Below are 18,066 nucleotides of genomic sequence, written 5' to 3'. Positions count from 1 at the left end.
CCGAAGCCTCCGGTGTTACATTCCTGCCGCAGCGGCTGCGAACGGAGGCGGCGACCATGGTGGTCAGCGGGGGGCGGAGCGGCCGGCGGCCGACGCTGGAAGAGGTCGCCGCCCGGGCCGGTGTGGGCCGCGGCACGGTCTCACGCGTGATCAACGGCTCGCCCCGGGTCAGCGACGCGACCCGCGCGGCCGTCGAGGCGGCGGTCGCGGAACTCGGCTACGTCCCCAACACCGCGGCCCGCGCCCTGGCGGCCAACCGCACGGACGCCATCGCCGTCGTCGTCCCCGAGCCGGAGACCCGATTCTTCGCGGAACCGTACTTCTCGGACATCCTGCGCGGCGTCGGCGCGGAGCTCTCCGACACCGAGATGCAGTTGCTGCTGATCTTCGCGGGCAGCGACCGCGAGCGGCAGCGGCTGGCCCAGTACCTGGCGGCCCACCGGGTCGACGGGGTGCTCCTCGTCTCGGTGCACGCGGACGACCCACTGCCCGATCTGCTGGCCCAGCTCGAGATTCCGGCGGTGATCAGCGGCCCGCGCTCGGCGGCGGAGACGCTGACCTCGGTCGACTCGGACAACTACGGCGGGGGCCGCTCGGCCGTCGAGCACCTGCTCGCCCACGGCCGCCGCACGATCGCGCACATCACCGGCCGCCTCGACGTGTACGGCGCCCAGCAGCGCGTCGCCGGCTATCGCGACGCCCTGAGCGAGGCGGGCCGGCCGGTGGACGAACAGCTCATCGAGGCGGGCGACTTCACCGAGGAGGGGGGCCGCCGCGCGATGACACGCCTGCTGGAGCGCAGTCCGGACCTGGACGCGGTCTTCGCCGGCTCGGACGTCACCGCGGCCGGCGCCCGCCAGGTGCTGCGCGAGGCGGGCCGCCGTATCCCGGACGACGTGGCCTTGGTCGGGTACGACGACTCGGTGATAGCCCGGCACATGGACCCGCCGCTGACCAGTGTGCGCCAGCCGATCGAGGGGATGGGCCGCGCGATGCTCGGCCTGCTCCTGGAGGAGATCGCCGACCGCCGCCCGACCGCGTCCCGGAGGTTGGAGCGACGGCATGTGGTGCTGCCTACGGAGCTGGTCGGGCGGGAGTCTTCGTGACGCGTCGCACCCTTCTGCCGGACGTGCGACCGAATCGGCCGCGGTGAGCGGGGCTCGGACATCCCCGGCGCGCTGTGGGGCGTGAGCGCCCGCGATCAACATGCCTTCACATACCGAGGAAGCGGCGCCGGAGCGTTCGCCTGCCGAAGAGGCCGCAGCCGGCCGCAGCACACCGAAGGCGACGCGCACTGTGCCGGCGGACCACTCCTCGGCGGGCGGTTCCGGCGCTCCGTCCGTCGTGGTGCCGTCACGGGGCCCGTGCACTGCCCACCGAGGCGGCCAACGGCCGGTCCCGCCTCTCACCGACGGGTGCGTGCGTTGAAGCCCGAGCTGTTCCGGTGATGACGGGAAACACCAAGGGCTGACCCGCTTCCACAGGTCAGCCCTTGATCATTCAGGGTGAGTGACGGGACTCGAACCCGCGACATCCTGGACCACAACCAGGTGCTCTACCAGCTGAGCTACACCCACCACGACCGGTGGTTGACTTTGTGGTGTCCCCACCGGCCGAGAAAAAGTGTACAGGGTCCGAAGGGGTGCTCGCGCACGGCTTTTACGCCGCCCTGATCAGGCCCTCGCCGGCGGCTGCTGCGCAGGCAGGACGTGCTTGGCGGCGATCGTCCTCGCGGTCTCCGAGTCGGGGCCGGGCTGGGGGACGAAGATGGCCTCGCGGTAGTAGCGCAGCTCCGCGATCGACTCGCGGATGTCGGCGAGGGCGCGGTGGTTGCCGTTCTTCTCCGGGCTGTTGAAGTAGGCGCGCGGGTACCAGCGGCGGGCCAGCTCCTTGATCGAGGACACGTCGACGATCCGGTAGTGGAGGTAGTCCTCCAGGGTCGGCATGTCGCGCAGCAGGAAGCCGCGGTCGGTGCTGACGGAGTTGCCGCACAGTGGCGCCTTGCCGGGCTCCTTCACGTGCTCCCGCACGTACGCCAGGACCTGCGCCTCCGCGTCGGCCAGCGTCGTGCCGCCGGGCAGCTCCTCGAGCAGCCCGGACACGGTGTGCATCTGGCGCACCACCTCCGGCATCGTCTCCAGGGCCGAGTCGGGCGGACGGATGACGATGTCCACCCCCTCGCCGAGTACGTTCAGCTCGGAGTCGGTGACCAGCGCTGCCACCTCGATGAGCGCGTCGTCGGACAGCGAGAGGCCAGTCATCTCGCAGTCGATCCACACCATGCGATCGTTCATATGCCTAACCTTACGGCGCGTTGCCGTGGGCTGAGCCGACCGTGCGGTGACCTTGTCACCGGGGTCGCTTCCGCTCCTGCGTCGCCGTGGCGTACCGGCCGGGGTCCGCAGCGTCTGTCTCGGACCCCGGTCCGGTTCTCGTCACGTGCCCGTTCGCGGGCCCGGCAGCGTCGCTCTCGACGTCACGTACTGGTCCGGTGACAGGCTCATCGCCGCTGCCGTGCGGCGGGTCTGCATCGGCACCGCCGATTCCGGTTGCAGTACGGGCGTGGCGCCGACCGAGCCCGGCAGGGCGGCGGCCGGGCCGGCCGGTGGTGCCGTCGGGTCGCCGTCGCCGGGCTTCTCGCCCTGCGGGCGGCGTGCGCGGTACGCGGCACGGTACGCCGCCGGCGACGAGCCGAGCTGGCGGCGGAAGTGGCCGCGCAGGGCCACCGGCGAGCGGAAGCCGCAGCGGCCCGCGACCTCGTCCACCGAGTAGTCCGACGTCTCCAGCAGACGCTGCGCCTGGAGCACGCGCTGTGTGATCAGCCACTGCAGCGGCGCGCTTCCGGTCAGCGAGCGGAAGCGGCGGTCGAACGTACGGCGGCTCATGTACGCGCGCGCGGCCAGCGTCTCCACGTCGAACTGCTCGTGGAGGTGCTCCAGTGCCCAGGCGACGACCTCGGCGAGCGGGTCGGCGCCGATCTCCTCCGGTAAAGACCTGTCGAGGTAGCGCTCCTGACCGCCCGAGCGGCGCGGCGGGACCACCAGGCGCCGGGCGAGCGCGCCGGCCGCCTCGTTGCCGTGGTCCGTGCGCACGATGTGGAGGCAGAGGTCGATTCCGGCCGCCGTGCCCGCCGACGTCAGGACGTCGCCGTCGTCGACGAAGAGTTCGCGCGGGTCGACGTGCACCGACGGGTAGCGCTTGGCCAGCGTCGGCGCGTACATCCAGTGGGTCGTCGCCGGGCGGCCGTCCAGCAGCCCGGCCGCCGCCAGCACGAAGGCGCCGGTGCACAGGCCTACGATGCGTGCGCCCTCCTCGTGCGCCCGGCGCAGCGCGTCGAGCGCCTCCTCCGGTGGCGGCGAGGTGATCGAGCGCCAGGCCGGCACGACGACCGTGCCCGCGCGCGAGATCGCTTCGAGTCCGTGCGGCGCGGTGAGTTCGAGTCCCCCTGTGGTCCGCAGCGGGCCTTCCTCACCGGCGGCCACCAGCAGCCGGTAGCGCGGTACTCCGGCGTCCTGGCGGTCGATCCCGAACACCGAAAGCGGTATGGAACTCTCGAAGATGGGGCCGCCGCTGAACAGCAGCACCGCGACGATCTCCTTGCGGCGTCGCCCGGAAAGCTTCCGGGCCGCGGCTTCCGGCGCGGCGGTGGAGTCGTGGCTCATACTGCTAAGCCCCCCTCGGTGGTCGCGGCTCCTCGGTTGTGTCGCTCCTGCACGTTTCCCCTTGGTCCTGCACGAGTCCCCCGCCGTAAGACAAGATCGAATCTACTGGTTCCCGCGGGCCCGCGGAGACCAGATCGAGACGCGGCACATTGTCGACATGACAACTTGGCGTGAAGCATTCGATCACGAAGCGTTGCACTCGCGGGCCGTGCAGGGAAGTGCGCCTCGTCGCAGTGGCCAAACCGCGTAGGGTGCACGGGCTGTTCGGGGCCCTTTCTCTGCAGGTGGAACGGGGGTTGGGGGGTGGTTGGACCATGTCTCGGGCGGGATCCGGAAGTTGGCTGAAAAGCAGCGGGCGTGAGTGCGGAAACCGGTCAGTCGACCGGTGTCCGTCCCCTGATCCGTTCCCTGGTGTGACGTCCGCCTCTTTCGGTGCGTCCGCGCTCGGAACGGCGCAGGAGGCAGCGGCACGCGCCGGTGACGGCGGCCGGCCCGAGGGCCGTGCCCGTGGCGCCGGCCAGCGAGGCGCCGTACCAGAGCAGGACCACCGGGACGAGGGCGCAGCTGAAGGCGGCCCAGCGGACGAGGTCGGTGACGCTGTCCGGAGCGGGACGCGGTTCGGTGGTGGGTCGCGGTCCGGACATGTCGTCACTCCCTGTCGCGGCTCCCGGGGGCGGTGGCTCTACGTGATCAACGCCCGTTCGAGGACCCGGTCACTGTACGGATCCGGCCGGATGCGCATACCTGATGGAATCCTGTGCAAACAGCCTGTACGGGGCAGCAACCATTGCGTTACGAGCGCGGCTCGTGCATGCTCCGGTGAACCCCGACGGGCGCCCCGGGACCCCCTCGCGGAGCGTGCGCGGGGTCTGGGCTAAGGAGGCGTGCCGCCGTACCCTTGGGGTATGGGGTTGGGAAGATGTTTCCCGGACACAGCTCCGCCGCACACTGTCGTCCCACCCACGAGGATCACAACGCCGAGACACCCATGGCCGGTCACGAATTCTTCGAACCCGCGGACCGCAAGCGGCCGGTCGCCGACCCCACGGCGGCCGATCCCCTGGCGGCGGAAGAGTCACGCCATTCCTGCGACCCCGCCTTCAAGCACGGAGTGGTCGTCGGTTTCGACGGCTCCACGTCCAGTGAGCGTGCCCTCGCCTACGCGATCGGCATGGCCCACCGCTCCGACTCGGGCCTGATCATCGTCCACGTCGCCAACCGGCTGCCCACGACCGTGTGGGCGGGGTGCGAGCCACCCGTCTTCGTCGACGTACCGGACCACCGCACCGAGGTGCTCGGACTCGAACTCGCCTGTGCCGACTATCTGGCCGAGGTGTCCTGGATCCTCGTCGAGCGCGGCGGCGACATCTGCCACGAACTCGAAGAGGTGGGGCGGGAGTACGAGGCCGACGCGATCGTCGTCGGGTCCACGCACGGCATTGTCGGCCGGATCTTCGGCTCGGTCGCCGGACGGCTCGCGAAGCGGGCGCAGCGCCCCGTGGTCGTTATTCCTTAACTCGCCGTTGGCCCAGGTGACATGGCTCCCTGGCGGCGTGCGTACGCCCTTGCGCGCGGCTCAAATCTACTGACGCGTAGGGGTGTTTGTGCCCTTGTGAAGGGCATATATCGGTCACCGCACAGCCGCACATTGCATGAAGGGAGCCCGCCGTGGACAACGACGTCTCTGCGGGAAGCACCACCACGGTCGTCGGCCGACTCGCCCTGGGCATCACCCTGTTGGCGTTCGGTTTCGGTCTGACCGACGTCATCGACGGCGTGGGGGCATCCGACGCCGTGTCACTGGCCCACTACGTAGGCGGCGTCGCACTGTTCGTCGCCGGTCTGTTCGCCTTCCGCGACCGCGACACGGCAACAGGTACGTCCTACTCGGCGCTCGGCGCCCTGTGGTTCACCTGGGCCGTCTCGGCCGGGGGCAACGCGTCCGCCAACGCGGCGGGACTGTTCCTGCTCCTGTTCGCCCTGGTGACCCTCACGCTGACCCTCGCGGGCGGCGACCAGCTCACCCAGGGCACCTACGGGCTGTTCTTCGTCTCCCTCGTGCTCCTCGCCATCGGGCAGTTCGCGACGAGCGACAGCCTCACGAAGGTGGGTGGCTGGTTCGCCGTGGCGGCGGGGGCGGTGGCCTGGTACGCCGCGACGGCCGCGCTCGCGCACTGGCCGACGGTGCTGCCGCGACGGGCTGCGGGCCGGGGGGTGACGGCCGCCGGCTAGATCGCAGCCGACGCCGGGGAGTCGTTCTTTCCCGGTGACTATGAGCGGACCCCCCGTGCTCGGTGGCTACACGTGGGGGTCCGTTCACCCCCTTTGCGCCTGAACCGGCGCCGCTCTCGCGGAGGTGGTTGCTCGCCGTGGGGGTTGCTCGATCATCGCTTCGGCCGTCGTGGGGACTTCCTACTCCACCGTTACCGACTTGGCGAGGTTCCGCGGCTTGTCGATGTCCCTGCCCAGGGCCAATGCCGTGTGGTAGGCGAGGAGTTGGAGCGGGATGCCCATCAGGATGGGGTCCAACTCGTCCTCGTTCTTCGGGACCACGATCGTCTGGTCGGCCTTCTCCTGGTCCTGGTGGGCCACCGCGAGGATCTTGCCGCTGCGGGCCTTGATCTCCTCCATGGCCGCGCGGTTCTTCTCCAGCAGGTCGTCGTCGGGGACGATCGCGACCGTGGGGAGGGCCGGCTCGATCAGGGCCAGCGGGCCGTGCTTCAGCTCGGAAGCGGGGTAGGCCTCGGCGTGGATGTAGGAGACCTCCTTGAGCTTCAGGGAGGCCTCGCGCGCCACCGGGTAACCCCGGACGCGGCCGATGAAGAGCATCGAGCGGGCCGCGGCGTACTCCTCGGCCAGCGCCTTGATCTCCTCCTCCTGCTTGAGGATCTCGGTGATCTGCTCGGGCAGCCTGCGCAGGCCCTCGATGATCCGCTTGCCGTCGCGGACCGAGAGGTCGCGGGTGCGGCCGAGGTGCAGGGCGAGGAGGGCGAAGGCGACCGTGGTGTTGGTGAAGCACTTCGTCGAGACCACGCAGACCTCCGGGCCCGCGTGCACGTAGACGCCGCCGTCCGCCTCGCGGGCGATCGCCGAGCCCACCACGTTGACGACGCCGAGCACCCGAGCGCCCTTGCGCTTCAGCTCCTGGACGGCGGCCAGGACGTCGTAGGTCTCGCCGGACTGGGAGACCGCGACGTAGAGGGTGTCGGGGTCGACGACCGCATTGCGGTAGCGGAACTCGGAGGCCGGCTCGGCGTCCGCGGGGATGCGGGCCAGCTCCTCGATCATCTGGGCGCCGATCATGCCCGCGTGGTACGAGGTGCCGCAGCCGAGGATCTTCACGCGGCGGATCTGCCGGGCCTCCCGGGCGTCCAGGTTGAGGCCGCCGAGGTGCACGGTGGAGAAGCGGTCGTCGATACGGCCGCGCAGCACCCGGTCCACGGCGTCGGCCTGCTCGTGGATCTCCTTGTGCATGTAGGTGTCGTGGCCGCCCATGTCGTACGACGCGGCCTCCCACTCGACGGTGGTCGGTTCCGCCGTCGTACGGGTGCCCTCGGTGGTGTAGGTGCGGAAGTCGTCGGCCTTGAGGGTGGCCATCTCGCCGTCGTCGAGCGTGACTATCTGGCGGGTGTGGGTGACCAGCGCGGCGATGTCCGAGGCGACGAACATCTCCTTCTCGCCGATGCCGAGGACGACCGGGGAGCCGTTGCGGGCCACCACGATGCGGTCGGGGAAGTCGGCGTGCAGGACGGCGATGCCGTACGTGCCCTCGATCAGGCGCAGCGTCTCGCGGACCCTGTCCTCCAGCTTCTCGGCCTGGGAACGGGCGATGAGATGGGTGAGGACCTCGGTGTCGGTCTCGGAGAGGAACTCGACGCCGTCCGCCTCCAGCTTGCGGCGCAGGTCTGCGGCGTTGTCGATGATGCCGTTGTGGACGACGGCGACCTTGCCGGAGGCGTCCATGTGCGGGTGGGCGTTCACGTCGGACGGGGCGCCGTGGGTGGCCCAGCGGGTGTGGGCGATGCCTGTGGTGCCCTTGAAGCGCGCCGGGACCTTGGCCTCCAGGTCGCGCACCCGGCCCTTGGCCTTGACCATCCTCAGGCCGGCCGTCTTCGGTGAGGTGACGACGATGCCCGCGGAGTCGTAGCCGCGGTACTCCAGACGCTGGAGGCCCTCCAGGAGGAGAGGAGCTACGTCACGCTTCCCGATGTATCCGACAATTCCGCACATATAAAGATATTCCTCAGCCGTAGACCATGCGGCGCAACTGCCGGAGCGTCAGCTCCGGGGGTGCCACCGCCCGGTATTTCAGGTCCGCCTCGATCCGCTCGAAGATCGTCGCGTTCACCAGGCCCTGGGCCTGGAGCTCGCGGTGGCGGCGACGGACGTAGTCCTCGGTCGTCTCGTCGAAGTAGGCGAGCACGTCCTGGATCACACGCAGCGCCTCGCCCCGGTCGAGGGTCGTGGACCGCGTCAGATGATCAACGAGTTCGTCGTGCACCCGGTAGATCCTGGGGTACCGGCGGCAGTTTCGCAAGAATCCTGCCCGATTTCGGGCAACTGTGTGTTGAAACTTTCATGGGGGGCTGTTTGCAAACTGTCCACCTTGTGTCTTGCGTCTCGTTGACGACGTGGACGAGTTTCAGACGCCATGGACATTCCTCGCATGGGAGTACCCGACAAGCTCGCCGAGCGCATGAGCATGGCCGAGCAGCACGAGTACCTGCGCGCCAGATTCTCGCGGCGCACGATGATCAGAGGCGGCGCCGTCACGCTGGGCGCCGTCACGGGTGGCGCGTTCGTGGCGGGCGGCACCGCCCAGGCCGCCGTACCGACGCAGCGCACCGCCCCGGCCACTGAGGCCGTCGACGGCGCCTACGTCGCCCCGTTCGGCCGCCACCTCGCCTACGGCAACGACCCGCGCACCGAGATCACCGTCTCGTGGCAGGTCCCGGTCGCCGTGAAGAAGCCCTTCATCCGCATCGGCGCCCACCCCACGGCCCTGTCCCGCAAGATCGACGCCGAGGTCCGCGCGCTCCACACCCCGGCCGGCGTCGGTGCGAGCGGCGACCACACGCAGTACTACGTGCACGCCAAGCTCACGCATCTGCGCCCCGGCCAGACGTACTACTACGGTGTCGGCCACCAGGGCTTCGACCCCGCCGAACCGCACCTCCTGGGCACCCTGGGCACCTTCACCACCGCCCCCGCCCACAAGACGCCGTTCACCTTCACGGCCTTCGGCGACCAGGGCGTCAGCTACCACGCGCTGGCCAACGACAGCCTGATCCTCGGCCAGAACCCGGCCTTCCACCTGCACGCCGGTGACATCGCGTACGGCGACCCGGCCGGCCAGGGCAAGGCCGAGGACACCGGCTTCGACTCGCGCACCTGGGACCAGTTCCTGGCGCAGACCGAGTCGGTCGCCAAGCAGATCCCGTGGATGGTCTCGTACGGCAACCACGACATGGAGGCCTGGTACTCGCCGAACGGTTACGGCGGCGAGGAGGCCCGCTGGAACCTCCCGGACAACGGCCCGGACAAGGCCAACCTGCCCGGCGTCTACTCCTTCGTCTACGGCAACACGGCGATCATCTCGCTGGACCCGAACGACGTCTCCTTCGAGATCCCGGCGAACCTGGGCATATCAGGAGGAACTCAGACCAAGTGGTTCGAGGCGCAGCTGAAGAAGTTCCGCGCCACGAAGGACATCGACTTCGTCATCGTGTTCTTCCACCACTGCGCGTACTGCACGTCCACGGCGCACGCCTCGGAGGGGGGCGTGCGTCAGGAGTGGGTGCCGCTGTTCGAGAAGTACCAGGTCGACCTCGTCATCAACGGTCACAACCACCAGTACGAGCGCACGGACGTCATCAAGGGCAACGAGGTCACCAAGAAGCTGCCGATCGGCGGCACGGCCTACTCCGAGACCGAGGGTGTCGTCTACGTCACGGCGGGCGCGGCCGGCCGCAGCCTGTACGCGTTCAGCGCCCCCGACTCCTACGAGGGGCACGAGAACGAGGTCGACTCCGTGGCCTCCTTCATCAACCTCAAGGACGGCAAGCAGAACGAGACCGTCACCTGGTCGCGCGTGCGCTACCTCAACTACTCGTTCCTGCGCGTCGACGTCCAGCCGGCCGCCCAGGGCCACTACGCCACGCTGAAGGTCCAGGGCATCGCCGAGACCGGTGACCGGATCGACCACTTCACGGTGGCGCGCCGCGCCAAGTAGCGCACCGGGCGGGCGGTCCTCACATCCGCTTGAGGACCGCCTGCTTGGCCAGGCTGAACTCGTCGTCGGTCAGTACGCCCGTGCGGTGCAGCTCGCCCAGCTCCCGCAGCCGCCGCAGCAGCGCGTCGTGGTCGTCCTCGGCGGACGGCTCGGCCCGCTGCCGGGGCACCTCCGCGATCGGCCGTACGTCCGCAGTGACCGCCGCCGGATGCGGCAGCCGGACCTGTACGGCCGCCGCCACCAGCGCCATCAGCGGGTCCTTCTTGAAGCCCCACAGCTCCACGGAGTTGGGGTCGTACTTCGGCGGCGCCTTCGTCGGCGCGCCCCGCACGGTGACGCGCAGATGGCCGTTCTCCAGCCCAGCCGCGGGCTGCCACTCCACAGCGACGACGTCCGCGACCGCGATCGTGCGCGGCCCCGCGGCGGACTTGGCTTCCTCCGTCTTCCAGTTCCACTCCAGCTGGAGCTGCTCCCCGTCGAAGCTCGCCGTGCCGTCCCCGGCGGACACCGACAGCGGGACGGCCGGGCCGGGCAGCAGATACTCCGTCGCCGGACCGGATGGCACTTCATCCAGCAGCAGGGCGGTGCGGACCTCGTCCACGAAGTACTCGGCGACCCCGTACCGGTCGGATTCCACGGTCAGTCGATACGGGTCGTGGGGCTCGGCGAGACGCCCGCCGGTCGCGTGCAGCAGGGGGTCGGCGCCGTCGCGCAGCCGAAGTCTCAGCCGCCCCGACTTCCTCCCCTGCTCGAACGAGACACCGGCCAACGCGCCCAGGGGTACGACGAGTTCACCCAGGGAGCGGCGCAGCAGGCTGACGTTCCGGTCCCGTCCCGGGGTGAGCCGCACAACGTCGCCGTCGAAGGCCCAAGTGCCGTCCCTCTGGATGATTTCCGCCATGGAGGGATTGTTTCACCGGATCTGCGGGACAGACGTTTGCTTGACGGGCGCCCCGGAGGACCGTACTCCGGGATGCCCGCCCGTACATGGGGTCAGAGCCCGGCGATCGGGTTCTTCAGGGTGCCGACGAGCTGCAGCGCGCCGGAGGGGTCCGCCAGGTCCACCATCTGGCGGTTGTCGCGGAGTTGGAGGCGGTTGAGGCAGGACAGGGCGAACTCGGGGGCGAACATGTCGTACTGCCTGAACTTGTCGGCGAGTTCGGGCGCCGACCTCTGGTAGGCGCGGGTGACCTCCGCGACCGTGCGCCAGAAGTCGTCCTCCGTGAGGATCCCCTCGGTGGCGAGGTTCGCGGCGAGGAAGCGGAAGAAGCAGTCGAAGACGTCCGTGAAGACCGACAGCAGCTTCGTGTCCTCGGGGACCTCCACGCGGATCCGCTGCACCTCGGGCGGCAGCACCGCGTCCGGGTCCATCACTGCGATCTCCTCGGCGATGTCCTTGTAGATCGCGCGCCGCACGGTCCCGTCCCTCAGCACCAGGATGGTGTTCTCGCCGTGCGGCATGAAGGCCAGGTCGTAGGCGTAGAAGGAGTGCAGCAGCGGGACGTAGTACGCCCGGAGGTACCCGCGCAGCCACTCCACCGGTGTCAGCCCCGACCGCTCGATCAGCGCGCCCGCGAACGACGCCCCCTCGTGGTCGACATGGAGCAGGGACGCCATGGTGGCGAGGGACTCGCCGTCCTCGAGCGACGGCACCGGGCTCTCCCGCCACAGTGCGGCCAGCATCTTGCGGTACGGCGAGTAGCGGTCCGTCGCCGCCTCGTACTCCAGGTGCCGGTACCCGACGGCGGCCCGCTCCCGGATGATCGCGAGGCCCGTGGACTTGAGCACCGGATCGCCCTCGATCAGCTGCGCCAGCCAGTCGTTGATCGCCGGGGTCGCCTCCATGTAGGCGGCCGAAAGCCCTCGCATGAAGCCCATGTTGAGGACGGAGAGGGCCGTCTTCACATAGTGCTTCCCGGGGTGCGACCGGTTGAAGAAGGTGCGTATCGACTGCTGGGCCAGATACTCGTCGTAGCCCTCGCCGAGGCAGACGAGATGCTGCCGGGCGACCTCGGCGGCGAAGGTCACCGTGAGCTTGTTCCACCACTGCCAGGGGTGCACGGGGATGAGCAGGTAGTCGGCGGGGTCGAGACCTCGGTCGCGCAGGATGCTGTCGAACCGCTCGACCGTCTTCGCGCCCAACTCCTGCCGCACGAAGGACTCGTAGTCGATGCCCACCCCCGCCGTGAACGCCGCCCGCGAGCGGTGCGCGGCCAGCCACACCAGACGGACCGGGCTCGCGGTCTCGGGCGCGTACGACAGGTACTCGTGGATGCCGAAGCCGAGCCGCCCGTTGTTGGCGACGAAACAGGGGTGGCCCTCGGTCATCCCGGTCTCGATCTCCTGGAACCCGCTCCTCGCGAGCTCGGCGGAGGTGACCCGCGGCTTGGTGAGCTTGAAGCAGGTGCCGGAGAGGGTGGAAGAGATCTCCTCCAGATAGACCGGCAGGATCTCGTCGCCGAGGCCCAGCGCCTGCCGCAGTTCGACGAAGAAGTCCAGTGCGGCGAGCGGGAGTTCGGCGCCGTCGCGATGCCGGGTGATCGAGTCCGCCGCCACCTGCCAGTGGTCGAGGGCGCGGCGGGTGGCGGTGAAGCGGTAGCGGGTCAGGCCGTCGTCGCTGCGGACGGTGTACGCCTCCCCGTCCGGCTCGGGTGTGATCAGCCGCTCGTGCGCGAACTCGGCGAGCGCCTTGCGGATCAGGAGACGGTTCGCGGTCTCCCAGCGTTCGGGGGAGAGGTGGGCCACGGCGTCGGCGAGACTCATGCGGACACCGCCTTCTCGAACTGCTCCCGGGTGCAGAAGCTGAGCAGCGCCTTCTTCTCCGGCTTCTGGATCTCCCGCTCGGGCACGAACCCGACGGCGGCGTTCAGCGCGTGCACCGCCGTGTTGCGCACGTCCGGCTCGACGACGACCCGCCGGGTCGCCGGGTCCTCGAAGAGGTGCGCCAGCACGGCGGTGATGACGGCCTTGGTGAACCCGTGCACGGGGGTGTCCGTCGGCGCGACCAGGAAGTGCATGCCGACGTCACCGGGCCGCGGCTCGTACAGCCCGACAAGCTCGCGATGGGCGGGGTCGTACTGTTCCATGAGGAAGACCGGCTCGCCGCCGTGCAGCCCGAGCAGGGCATGATGGTGCTCGTCGGCCGCGATCTCCATGTACGCGCGCTCGACGTCCTCGAGCCCGGCGTCCTGCATCATCCAGAAGGCCGCCTTGGGATGCGTGACCCAGCTGTGCAGCAGCTCGGCGTCCTTGAGGGGGTCGAGGGGGCGGAGGGTGAAGGTCATACAGCGAACTCCTGGAATGCGATGGTCTTCTCGACCGGGTAGTACTCCGTGCCGAGCAGCTCGCGGATGATGGTCGAGTTGCGGTAGGCGCCCATGCCCAGGTCGGGGCTGGTGATGCTGTGCGTGTGCACGCCCGCGTTCTGCAGGAAGACCCCGCGGCCCGTCACGTCGATGGCGTAGTTGCGGGCGACGTCGAAGCGGCCGTGGCGGTCGAAGCGCAGACGGTCCTGGAGCGGGGCGAGGAAGGCCGGCGGCTCATAGTGGTAGCCGGTGGCCAGGACCAGGCCCTCGGTGCGGATCTCGAAGTCCTTGCCCTGCTCGTCCTGGTGGAAGCCGAGGGTGTACGTCCCGTCGGCGTGACGGGCGCTCGTCAGCGAGGAGTTGGTGAGCAGACGGCTGGGAACGGGACCGCCGAGGTTCTTCTGGTACAGCAGATCGAAGATGTCATCGATCAGATCCGAGTTGATGCCCTTGAACAGGCCCTTCTGCTGCTTCTCCAGGCGGTAGCGGGTCTCCTCGGGCAGCGCGCGGAAGTAGTCGATGTAGTCCGGGGACGTCATCTCCAGGGTCAGCTTGGTGTACTCCAGCGGGAAGAACCGCGGAGAGCGGGTGACCCAGTTGAGCTGGTAGCCGTGGACGTCGATCTCGGAGAGCAGTTCGTGGTAGATCTCGGCGGCGCTCTGGCCGCTGCCGACGATCGTGATCGACTTCTTCGCCTGCAGCTCCGACTTGCGGTGCATGTACTGCGCCGTGTGGATGATGTCGCCGCCGAGATTCCGGCAGGCCTCGGGGACGAAGGGGACCGTGCCCGTGCCGAGGACCAGGCGGCGGGCGCGGTACGTCTCGCCGGCCGCCGTCCGGACGACGTACAGCTCGTCGTCGTACGACACCTCGGTGACCGTGGTGTCGAAACGGACGCTGCTCAGCTTGCCGGCCGCCCAGCGGCAGTAGTCGTCGTACTCGACGCGGAGCGGGTAGAAGTTCTCGCGGATGTAGAAGGGGTACAGCCGTCCCTTCTCCTTCAGGTAGTTGAGGAAGGAGTACGGCGACGTCGGGTCCGCCAGGGTGACCAGGTCCGACATGAACGGGGTCTGGAGGTGGGCGCCGTCGAGGAACATTCCGGCGTGCCACTCGAAGTCGGGCTTGGAATCCAGGAAGACGCCGTCGAGTTCGGCGATCGGCTCCGTGAGACAGGCGAGGCCGAGATTGAAGGGGCCGAGCCCGATCCCCACGAAGTCGTAGGTGCGGTGCGGGGCTTCAGGACGCGCGGTCAAGGGACTCTCCCAGGTACTGCTCGGCGTGGCCAGCGATGAGGTCGAGGACGGCGGCGATGTCGGCCGGTGTCGTCTCGGGATTCAGCAGGGTGAACTTCAGGTAGTGACGCCCGCCGACCTTGGTGCCCGCGACGACGGCGTCGCCGGAAGCGAACAGGGCCTTGCGGGCGTAGAGGTTGGCGCGGTCGATCTCGGCCGGGTCGGTGACGGCGGCCGGAATGTGGCGGAAGACGAGGGTGGACAGCGACGGCTCGACGACCACGTCGAATCGGGGATCGGCGGCGAGCAGCCGCCACCCCTCGGCGGCCAGGTCGCAGACCTCGTCGAAGAGTTCACCGATGCCGTCGGCGCCCATGGTGCGCAGGGTCATCCACAGCTTGAGGGCGTCGAAGCGGCGGGTGGTCTGCAGGGACTTGTCGACCTGGTTGGGGATGCGCTCCTGCACCATGCGGCGCGGATTGAGGTACTCCGCGTGATAGGTGGCGTGCCGCAGCGTCGACGCTTCACGGACCAGAACGGCGGACGAACTCACCGGCTGGAAGAAGGACTTGTGGTAGTCGACGGTGACGGAGTCGGCGCGGTCGATGCCGGCGATCCGGTCGCGGTACTTGAGCGAGGCGAGCAGTCCGCAGCCGTAGGCGGCGTCCACGTGCAGCCACACCCCGTGGCGGCCGCACAGCTCGGCGATCTCGGGCAGCGGGTCGATGGAGCCGAAGTCGGTGGTGCCGGCGGTGGCGACGACCGCCATCGGGATCAGACCGTCCCGCCTGGAGCGCTCCAGCTCGTGGGCGAGGGCGACGGTCTGCATGCGCTTGTCGTGGTCGACGGGGATCGAGACCACGGAGTCGGGGGACAGGCCGAGCAGTTTCGCGGACTTCTTGACGCTGAAGTGGCTGACCTCTGAGGCGAAGATCCGCAGTTTGGCGAGGGAGTCGGTCTTGACCTCCTCTCGCGCGAGGAGCAGCGCCTGAAGGTTGGACTGCGTGCCGCCCGAGGTGAACACGCCGTCGGCGGCGGGGCCGAGGCCGATGCGGGCGGCCGTCCAGTCGATCAGTTTGCGCTCGATGAGGGTGCCGCCGGCCGACTGGTCCCACGTGTCGAGGGAGGAGTTGACCGCGGAGAGCACGGCCTCGCCGAGCACGGCCGGGATGACGACCGGACAGTTGAGGTGGGCGAGGTAGCGGGGATGGTGGAAGTAGATCGCGTCGCGTAGGTAGACGTCCTCCAGCTCGTCCAGCACCGCGGTGGTGTCGTGCAGGGGCTGGTCGAGGTCGATCCGTTCGATGCCGGGGGCGAGGGCGTCGACCGTGACGCCGGTGAACGGCCGGTCGGTGGTGGCGAGTTTGGCCGCCACCCGCTCGACTCCTTCGGTCACGGAGCGGCGGTAGTGCTCCGCGGTGAGGTCATTGAGCAGGTGCGAGCGCATGGGGGGTCCTCCGGTGGGGAGTCATTAACTTAGGTAAGCCTAACCTAAGTTCCTCTGAGGGGTGGGTCCGCCTCTCCCATGACAGCGATCACGCGTGCTCGCGCAGCTGTTCCTCGGTGAGGCCGTGGCGCCAATAGCCGACGAAGGTGACGCTCCGTTTGTCGGTCCCGCGCTCGCCGACGAGATGCCGGCGCAGCTCCTTGACGCGCCCGGACTCGCCCGCGATCCAGACGTAGGGCCGTGTGGCGGGCGGGAGTTGGGCAGCTCGCAGCGCGTCCACGGCCATGGGGGAGCCGTGGGCGCGCACGAGCCAGGTGATGTCCGCGTCCGCGGAGGTGTCGAGGTCCTGGATGTCGCCAACGTGCGGCACCTCCAGCCAGGCGACGGCACGCAGACCGGCCGGCAGGGACTCGAGGATGGCGGAGACGGCGGGTACGGCGGTCTCGTCGCCCCAGATGACGACGAGATCGGTGTCCTCGGGCGGCCGGAACCGGATCGCCCGGTTGTCCGCGACGGCCGGTCCGAGCAGCAGGACGCGGTCACCGGCGGTGGCTCGGGAGGCCCAGGTGGAGGCGGGCCCGGCCGGGGTGTGCAGAACGAAGTCGATGTCGATCTCGTCGGGTTCGCGACGCAGGGCGCGGAGGGTGTACGAGCGCATGACGGCCCGTACGTGGTCGGGGAGTTCACGCCACCCCTGCCACCATCCAGCACCGAGATCGATGGGCACGGCAGGCTCGCTCTGCCCCGGATGCGGCAGGAAGAGCGACAGCGACTGGTCGAGGCCGTGGGAGTGGAAGTCGTGCAGTTCGGGCCCGGCGAAGGTGACCCGGACGAGAGACGGGCCGAGCCGCCTCGTCCGTACGATCTGGAGGGAGAAGAAACGGAACGGGGCGGCCACGGCCGTCGTCATGGTGAAGCGACCTCTCAGCTGACCTTCTTGGCCTTCTCGATGGCCGACGCGAGGTCCTCGAGGAGCGGGGCGCACTTGTCGTACGACAGGATCGGCTCGGGGTTGCGGGCGATGACCTGGCCGGCCTTGACCGCGGGGAGCTTCTTCCAGGTGCCCTCGGTGATGTCGGCGGGCTGGATGGCCGAGGTGCGGTTGTCCATCATGATGATGTCCGCGTCGTACTTGTCGACGTTCTCCCAGCTCAGCGACTCGTACCAGCCGCCGCCCTCGGCCTTCGCCTTCTCCGGGGGCTCGACGAAGTTCACGCCGAGGGCCTTGAAGTACTCCAGGTCGATCGAGAGGTTGGAGCCGGAGACGTAGAACAGGTCCTGGCTCGCGGAACCGGCCATGACCTTGATGCCGGGCTTGGCCTTGGCGGCGGCGCGCAGCCGGGCGGCCGCGTCCTCGAAGCGCTTCTTGGCCTCGGTGACCTTGGCCGAAGTGGTGTCCGCGCCCAGGGACTTGGCGAGTGCCAGCATGCGCTGGAGCGGTTCGGTGAGCTGGCGGTCGTAGACGGAGATGCCGACGCTCGGAGCGCCGACGGCCGCGATCTTCTTCTTCGACTCCTCCGGGACGTACCAGAGGGTGCCGACGTTGTCGAACATCGTGGAGACGAGAAGGTCGGGCGCGAGGGAGGCGTACTTCTCGATGTTGAACTGGCCCCACTCGTTGCCGAGGACGGTCACCTTGCTGACGTCCATGTCGCCGGCCTGGACGTCGGCCTTGCCGTCCTTGGTCGTCGTGGGGCCGAAGACGCCCTTGGCCTGGATGCCGTAGTCGTACAGCGCGGCGGCGACTCCGACGAAGGCGACGATGCCGGACGGGACCTTGTCGGCCTTGGCGGTCTGGCCGCGGTCGTCCTTGAAGGACCAGGGGCCGCTCTTGGCCGCCGCCGTCTCCCTCCCGGAGTCCGTGCTTTTCCCGTTGTCGTCGCCGCAGGCCGCGAGCGCGGCACCGAGACCGAGGGCACCGCCGGCGGCGAGGATGCCGCGGCGGGCGAGATGGGTGGCACGGGCATTGGGCATGGGTGTGACTGCTTTCGAACGGGGCGAAGCGCCCGCCGGACAAGTTCGAAGGTAGGTTAGCCTAACCTCACTTAATGTCCAGAGGGTGGGTCGCACCGGCATCCGCGATCAGAATGAATCGGTGCCGCGTTCCGGCGGAGTTCCTGGGGTCGTTGATGTCGCCGGCGGCGCACGGCGGGTCGGGGGCGCCTTCCGTGTACGGCGGTGCCTTGCG

16 protein-coding genes and 1 tRNA gene are annotated in these 18,066 nt (G+C 69.3%); 4 read left to right on the top strand and 13 right to left on the bottom strand.

Going from position 1 to position 18,066, the window contains the following annotated elements; genetic code table 11:
* The first annotated feature begins 56 nt into the window (after nt 1-56).
* Complete coding sequence (locus IEZ19_RS14975) at nt 57-1,106, top strand: LacI family DNA-binding transcriptional regulator (protein ID WP_189311675.1); 1,050 nt, start codon at nt 57-59, stop codon at nt 1,104-1,106.
* Between the two features lie 398 nt (nt 1,107-1,504).
* On the opposite strand, the gene IEZ19_RS14970 is transcribed toward IEZ19_RS14975, so the two are convergent.
* From IEZ19_RS14970 to IEZ19_RS14955, 4 genes are all read right to left on the bottom strand, one after another.
* Nucleotides 1,505-1,577 (bottom strand) — tRNA-His (locus IEZ19_RS14970).
* Nucleotides 1,578-1,673: 96 nt separating this feature from the next.
* A complete protein-coding gene (gene orn / locus IEZ19_RS14965; RefSeq protein ID WP_189311674.1) occupies nt 1,674-2,294 on the bottom strand; it encodes an oligoribonuclease in 621 nt (206 codons plus the stop codon).
* A 141-nt stretch (nt 2,295-2,435) separates the two neighbouring features.
* On the bottom strand, nt 2,436-3,662 hold the full coding sequence (locus tag IEZ19_RS14960; RefSeq protein ID WP_189311673.1) for a helix-turn-helix domain-containing protein: 1,227 nt from the start codon (nt 3,660-3,662) through the stop codon (nt 2,436-2,438).
* Between the two features lie 374 nt (nt 3,663-4,036).
* The gene (locus IEZ19_RS14955) at nt 4,037-4,306 is read right to left on the bottom strand and encodes a hypothetical protein (protein ID WP_189311672.1); all 270 of its coding nucleotides are present in this window, start codon (nt 4,304-4,306) and stop codon (nt 4,037-4,039) included.
* A 344-nt stretch (nt 4,307-4,650) separates the two neighbouring features.
* Between IEZ19_RS14955 and IEZ19_RS14950 the strand changes: the two genes are divergently transcribed.
* Complete coding sequence (locus IEZ19_RS14950) at nt 4,651-5,178, top strand: universal stress protein (RefSeq protein WP_189311671.1); 528 nt, start codon at nt 4,651-4,653, stop codon at nt 5,176-5,178.
* Nucleotides 5,179-5,330: 152 nt separating this feature from the next.
* Complete coding sequence (locus IEZ19_RS14945; protein WP_189311670.1) at nt 5,331-5,894, top strand: GPR1/FUN34/YaaH family transporter; 564 nt, start codon at nt 5,331-5,333, stop codon at nt 5,892-5,894.
* Nucleotides 5,895-6,074: 180 nt separating this feature from the next.
* On the opposite strand, the gene glmS is transcribed toward IEZ19_RS14945, so the two are convergent.
* Together glmS and IEZ19_RS14935 are read right to left on the bottom strand one after the other, a co-directional pair.
* On the bottom strand, nt 6,075-7,892 hold the full coding sequence (glmS, locus tag IEZ19_RS14940; RefSeq protein WP_189311669.1) for a glutamine--fructose-6-phosphate transaminase (isomerizing): 1,818 nt from the start codon (nt 7,890-7,892) through the stop codon (nt 6,075-6,077).
* Nucleotides 7,893-7,905: 13 nt separating this feature from the next.
* Nucleotides 7,906-8,163 carry a hypothetical protein gene (locus IEZ19_RS14935; protein ID WP_189311668.1) on the bottom strand — a complete coding sequence of 86 codons (258 nt, stop codon included), beginning with the start codon at nt 8,161-8,163 and terminating at the stop codon, nt 7,906-7,908.
* A gap of 165 nt (nt 8,164-8,328) precedes the next feature.
* Here IEZ19_RS14935 and IEZ19_RS14930 point away from each other — a divergent pair, with 165 nt between their 5' ends.
* Nucleotides 8,329-9,894 carry a purple acid phosphatase family protein gene (locus IEZ19_RS14930; protein ID WP_189311667.1) on the top strand — a complete coding sequence of 522 codons (1,566 nt, stop codon included), beginning with the start codon at nt 8,329-8,331 and terminating at the stop codon, nt 9,892-9,894.
* A 19-nt stretch (nt 9,895-9,913) separates the two neighbouring features.
* Here IEZ19_RS14930 and IEZ19_RS14925 read toward each other — a convergent pair whose 3' ends face one another.
* The 7 genes from IEZ19_RS14925 to IEZ19_RS14895 all read right to left on the bottom strand — a co-directional run bounded on the left by IEZ19_RS14925 (nt 9,914) and on the right by IEZ19_RS14895 (nt 17,852).
* Nucleotides 9,914-10,795, bottom strand: a complete 882-nt coding sequence (locus IEZ19_RS14925) for a DUF4429 domain-containing protein (RefSeq protein ID WP_189311666.1) — start codon at nt 10,793-10,795, stop codon at nt 9,914-9,916.
* A gap of 92 nt (nt 10,796-10,887) precedes the next feature.
* Nucleotides 10,888-12,657 (bottom strand): IucA/IucC family protein, encoded by a 1,770-nt coding sequence (locus IEZ19_RS14920; protein ID WP_189311665.1) that lies wholly within the window; start codon nt 12,655-12,657, stop codon nt 10,888-10,890.
* A complete protein-coding gene (locus IEZ19_RS14915) occupies nt 12,654-13,178 on the bottom strand; it encodes a GNAT family N-acetyltransferase (protein WP_189311664.1) in 525 nt (174 codons plus the stop codon). The genes IEZ19_RS14920 and IEZ19_RS14915 overlap by 4 nt, the downstream gene beginning before the upstream one ends.
* Nucleotides 13,175-14,452, bottom strand: a complete 1,278-nt coding sequence (locus IEZ19_RS14910) for a lysine N(6)-hydroxylase/L-ornithine N(5)-oxygenase family protein (RefSeq protein ID WP_189311663.1) — start codon at nt 14,450-14,452, stop codon at nt 13,175-13,177. The genes IEZ19_RS14915 and IEZ19_RS14910 overlap by 4 nt, the downstream gene beginning before the upstream one ends.
* Nucleotides 14,436-15,878: a lysine decarboxylase DesA gene (gene desA, locus IEZ19_RS14905; RefSeq protein WP_189311662.1), complete on the bottom strand. Its 1,443-nt coding sequence runs from the start codon at nt 15,876-15,878 to the stop codon at nt 14,436-14,438. Before desA ends, IEZ19_RS14910 begins: the two co-directional genes overlap by 17 nt.
* An 88-nt stretch (nt 15,879-15,966) precedes the next feature.
* Nucleotides 15,967-16,788, bottom strand: coding sequence for a siderophore-interacting protein (locus IEZ19_RS14900; RefSeq protein ID WP_189311661.1), 822 nt, complete (start codon nt 16,786-16,788; stop codon nt 15,967-15,969).
* 14 nt (nt 16,789-16,802) lie between these two features.
* On the bottom strand, nt 16,803-17,852 hold the full coding sequence (locus tag IEZ19_RS14895) for an ABC transporter substrate-binding protein (RefSeq protein ID WP_189311660.1): 1,050 nt from the start codon (nt 17,850-17,852) through the stop codon (nt 16,803-16,805).
* Between the last annotated feature and the right edge of the window lie 214 nt (nt 17,853-18,066).

This window comes from Streptomyces brasiliensis (assembly GCF_014647875.1).
GTDB classification, from domain to species: Bacteria; Actinomycetota; Actinomycetes; order Streptomycetales; family Streptomycetaceae; genus Streptomyces; species Streptomyces brasiliensis.
Note: the sequence above shows the minus strand (reverse complement) of the source record. Positions and strands in the feature narration are given on the sequence as shown.

What these genes read in the sequence shown, in the direction of transcription:
- IEZ19_RS14975 (WP_189311675.1), top strand. Translation starts at nt 57, where the DNA reads ATGGTGGTCAGCGGGGGGCGGAGCGGCCGGCGGCCGACGCTGGAAGAG.
- orn (WP_189311674.1), bottom strand. Translation starts at nt 2,294, where the DNA reads ATGAACGATCGCATGGTGTGGATCGACTGCGAGATGACTGGCCTCTCG.
- IEZ19_RS14960 (WP_189311673.1), bottom strand. Translation starts at nt 3,662, where the DNA reads ATGAGCCACGACTCCACCGCCGCGCCGGAAGCCGCGGCCCGGAAGCTT.
- IEZ19_RS14955 (WP_189311672.1), bottom strand. Translation starts at nt 4,306, where the DNA reads ATGTCCGGACCGCGACCCACCACCGAACCGCGTCCCGCTCCGGACAGC.
- IEZ19_RS14950 (WP_189311671.1), top strand. Translation starts at nt 4,651, where the DNA reads ATGGCCGGTCACGAATTCTTCGAACCCGCGGACCGCAAGCGGCCGGTC.
- glmS (WP_189311669.1), bottom strand. Translation starts at nt 7,892, where the DNA reads ATGTGCGGAATTGTCGGATACATCGGGAAGCGTGACGTAGCTCCTCTC.
- IEZ19_RS14930 (WP_189311667.1), top strand. Translation starts at nt 8,329, where the DNA reads ATGGGAGTACCCGACAAGCTCGCCGAGCGCATGAGCATGGCCGAGCAG.
- IEZ19_RS14925 (WP_189311666.1), bottom strand. Translation starts at nt 10,795, where the DNA reads ATGGCGGAAATCATCCAGAGGGACGGCACTTGGGCCTTCGACGGCGAC.
- IEZ19_RS14920 (WP_189311665.1), bottom strand. Translation starts at nt 12,657, where the DNA reads ATGAGTCTCGCCGACGCCGTGGCCCACCTCTCCCCCGAACGCTGGGAG.
- IEZ19_RS14915 (WP_189311664.1), bottom strand. Translation starts at nt 13,178, where the DNA reads ATGACCTTCACCCTCCGCCCCCTCGACCCCCTCAAGGACGCCGAGCTG.
- desA (WP_189311662.1), bottom strand. Translation starts at nt 15,878, where the DNA reads ATGCGCTCGCACCTGCTCAATGACCTCACCGCGGAGCACTACCGCCGC.
- IEZ19_RS14900 (WP_189311661.1), bottom strand. Translation starts at nt 16,788, where the DNA reads ATGACGACGGCCGTGGCCGCCCCGTTCCGTTTCTTCTCCCTCCAGATC.
- IEZ19_RS14895 (WP_189311660.1), bottom strand. Translation starts at nt 17,852, where the DNA reads ATGCCCAATGCCCGTGCCACCCATCTCGCCCGCCGCGGCATCCTCGCC.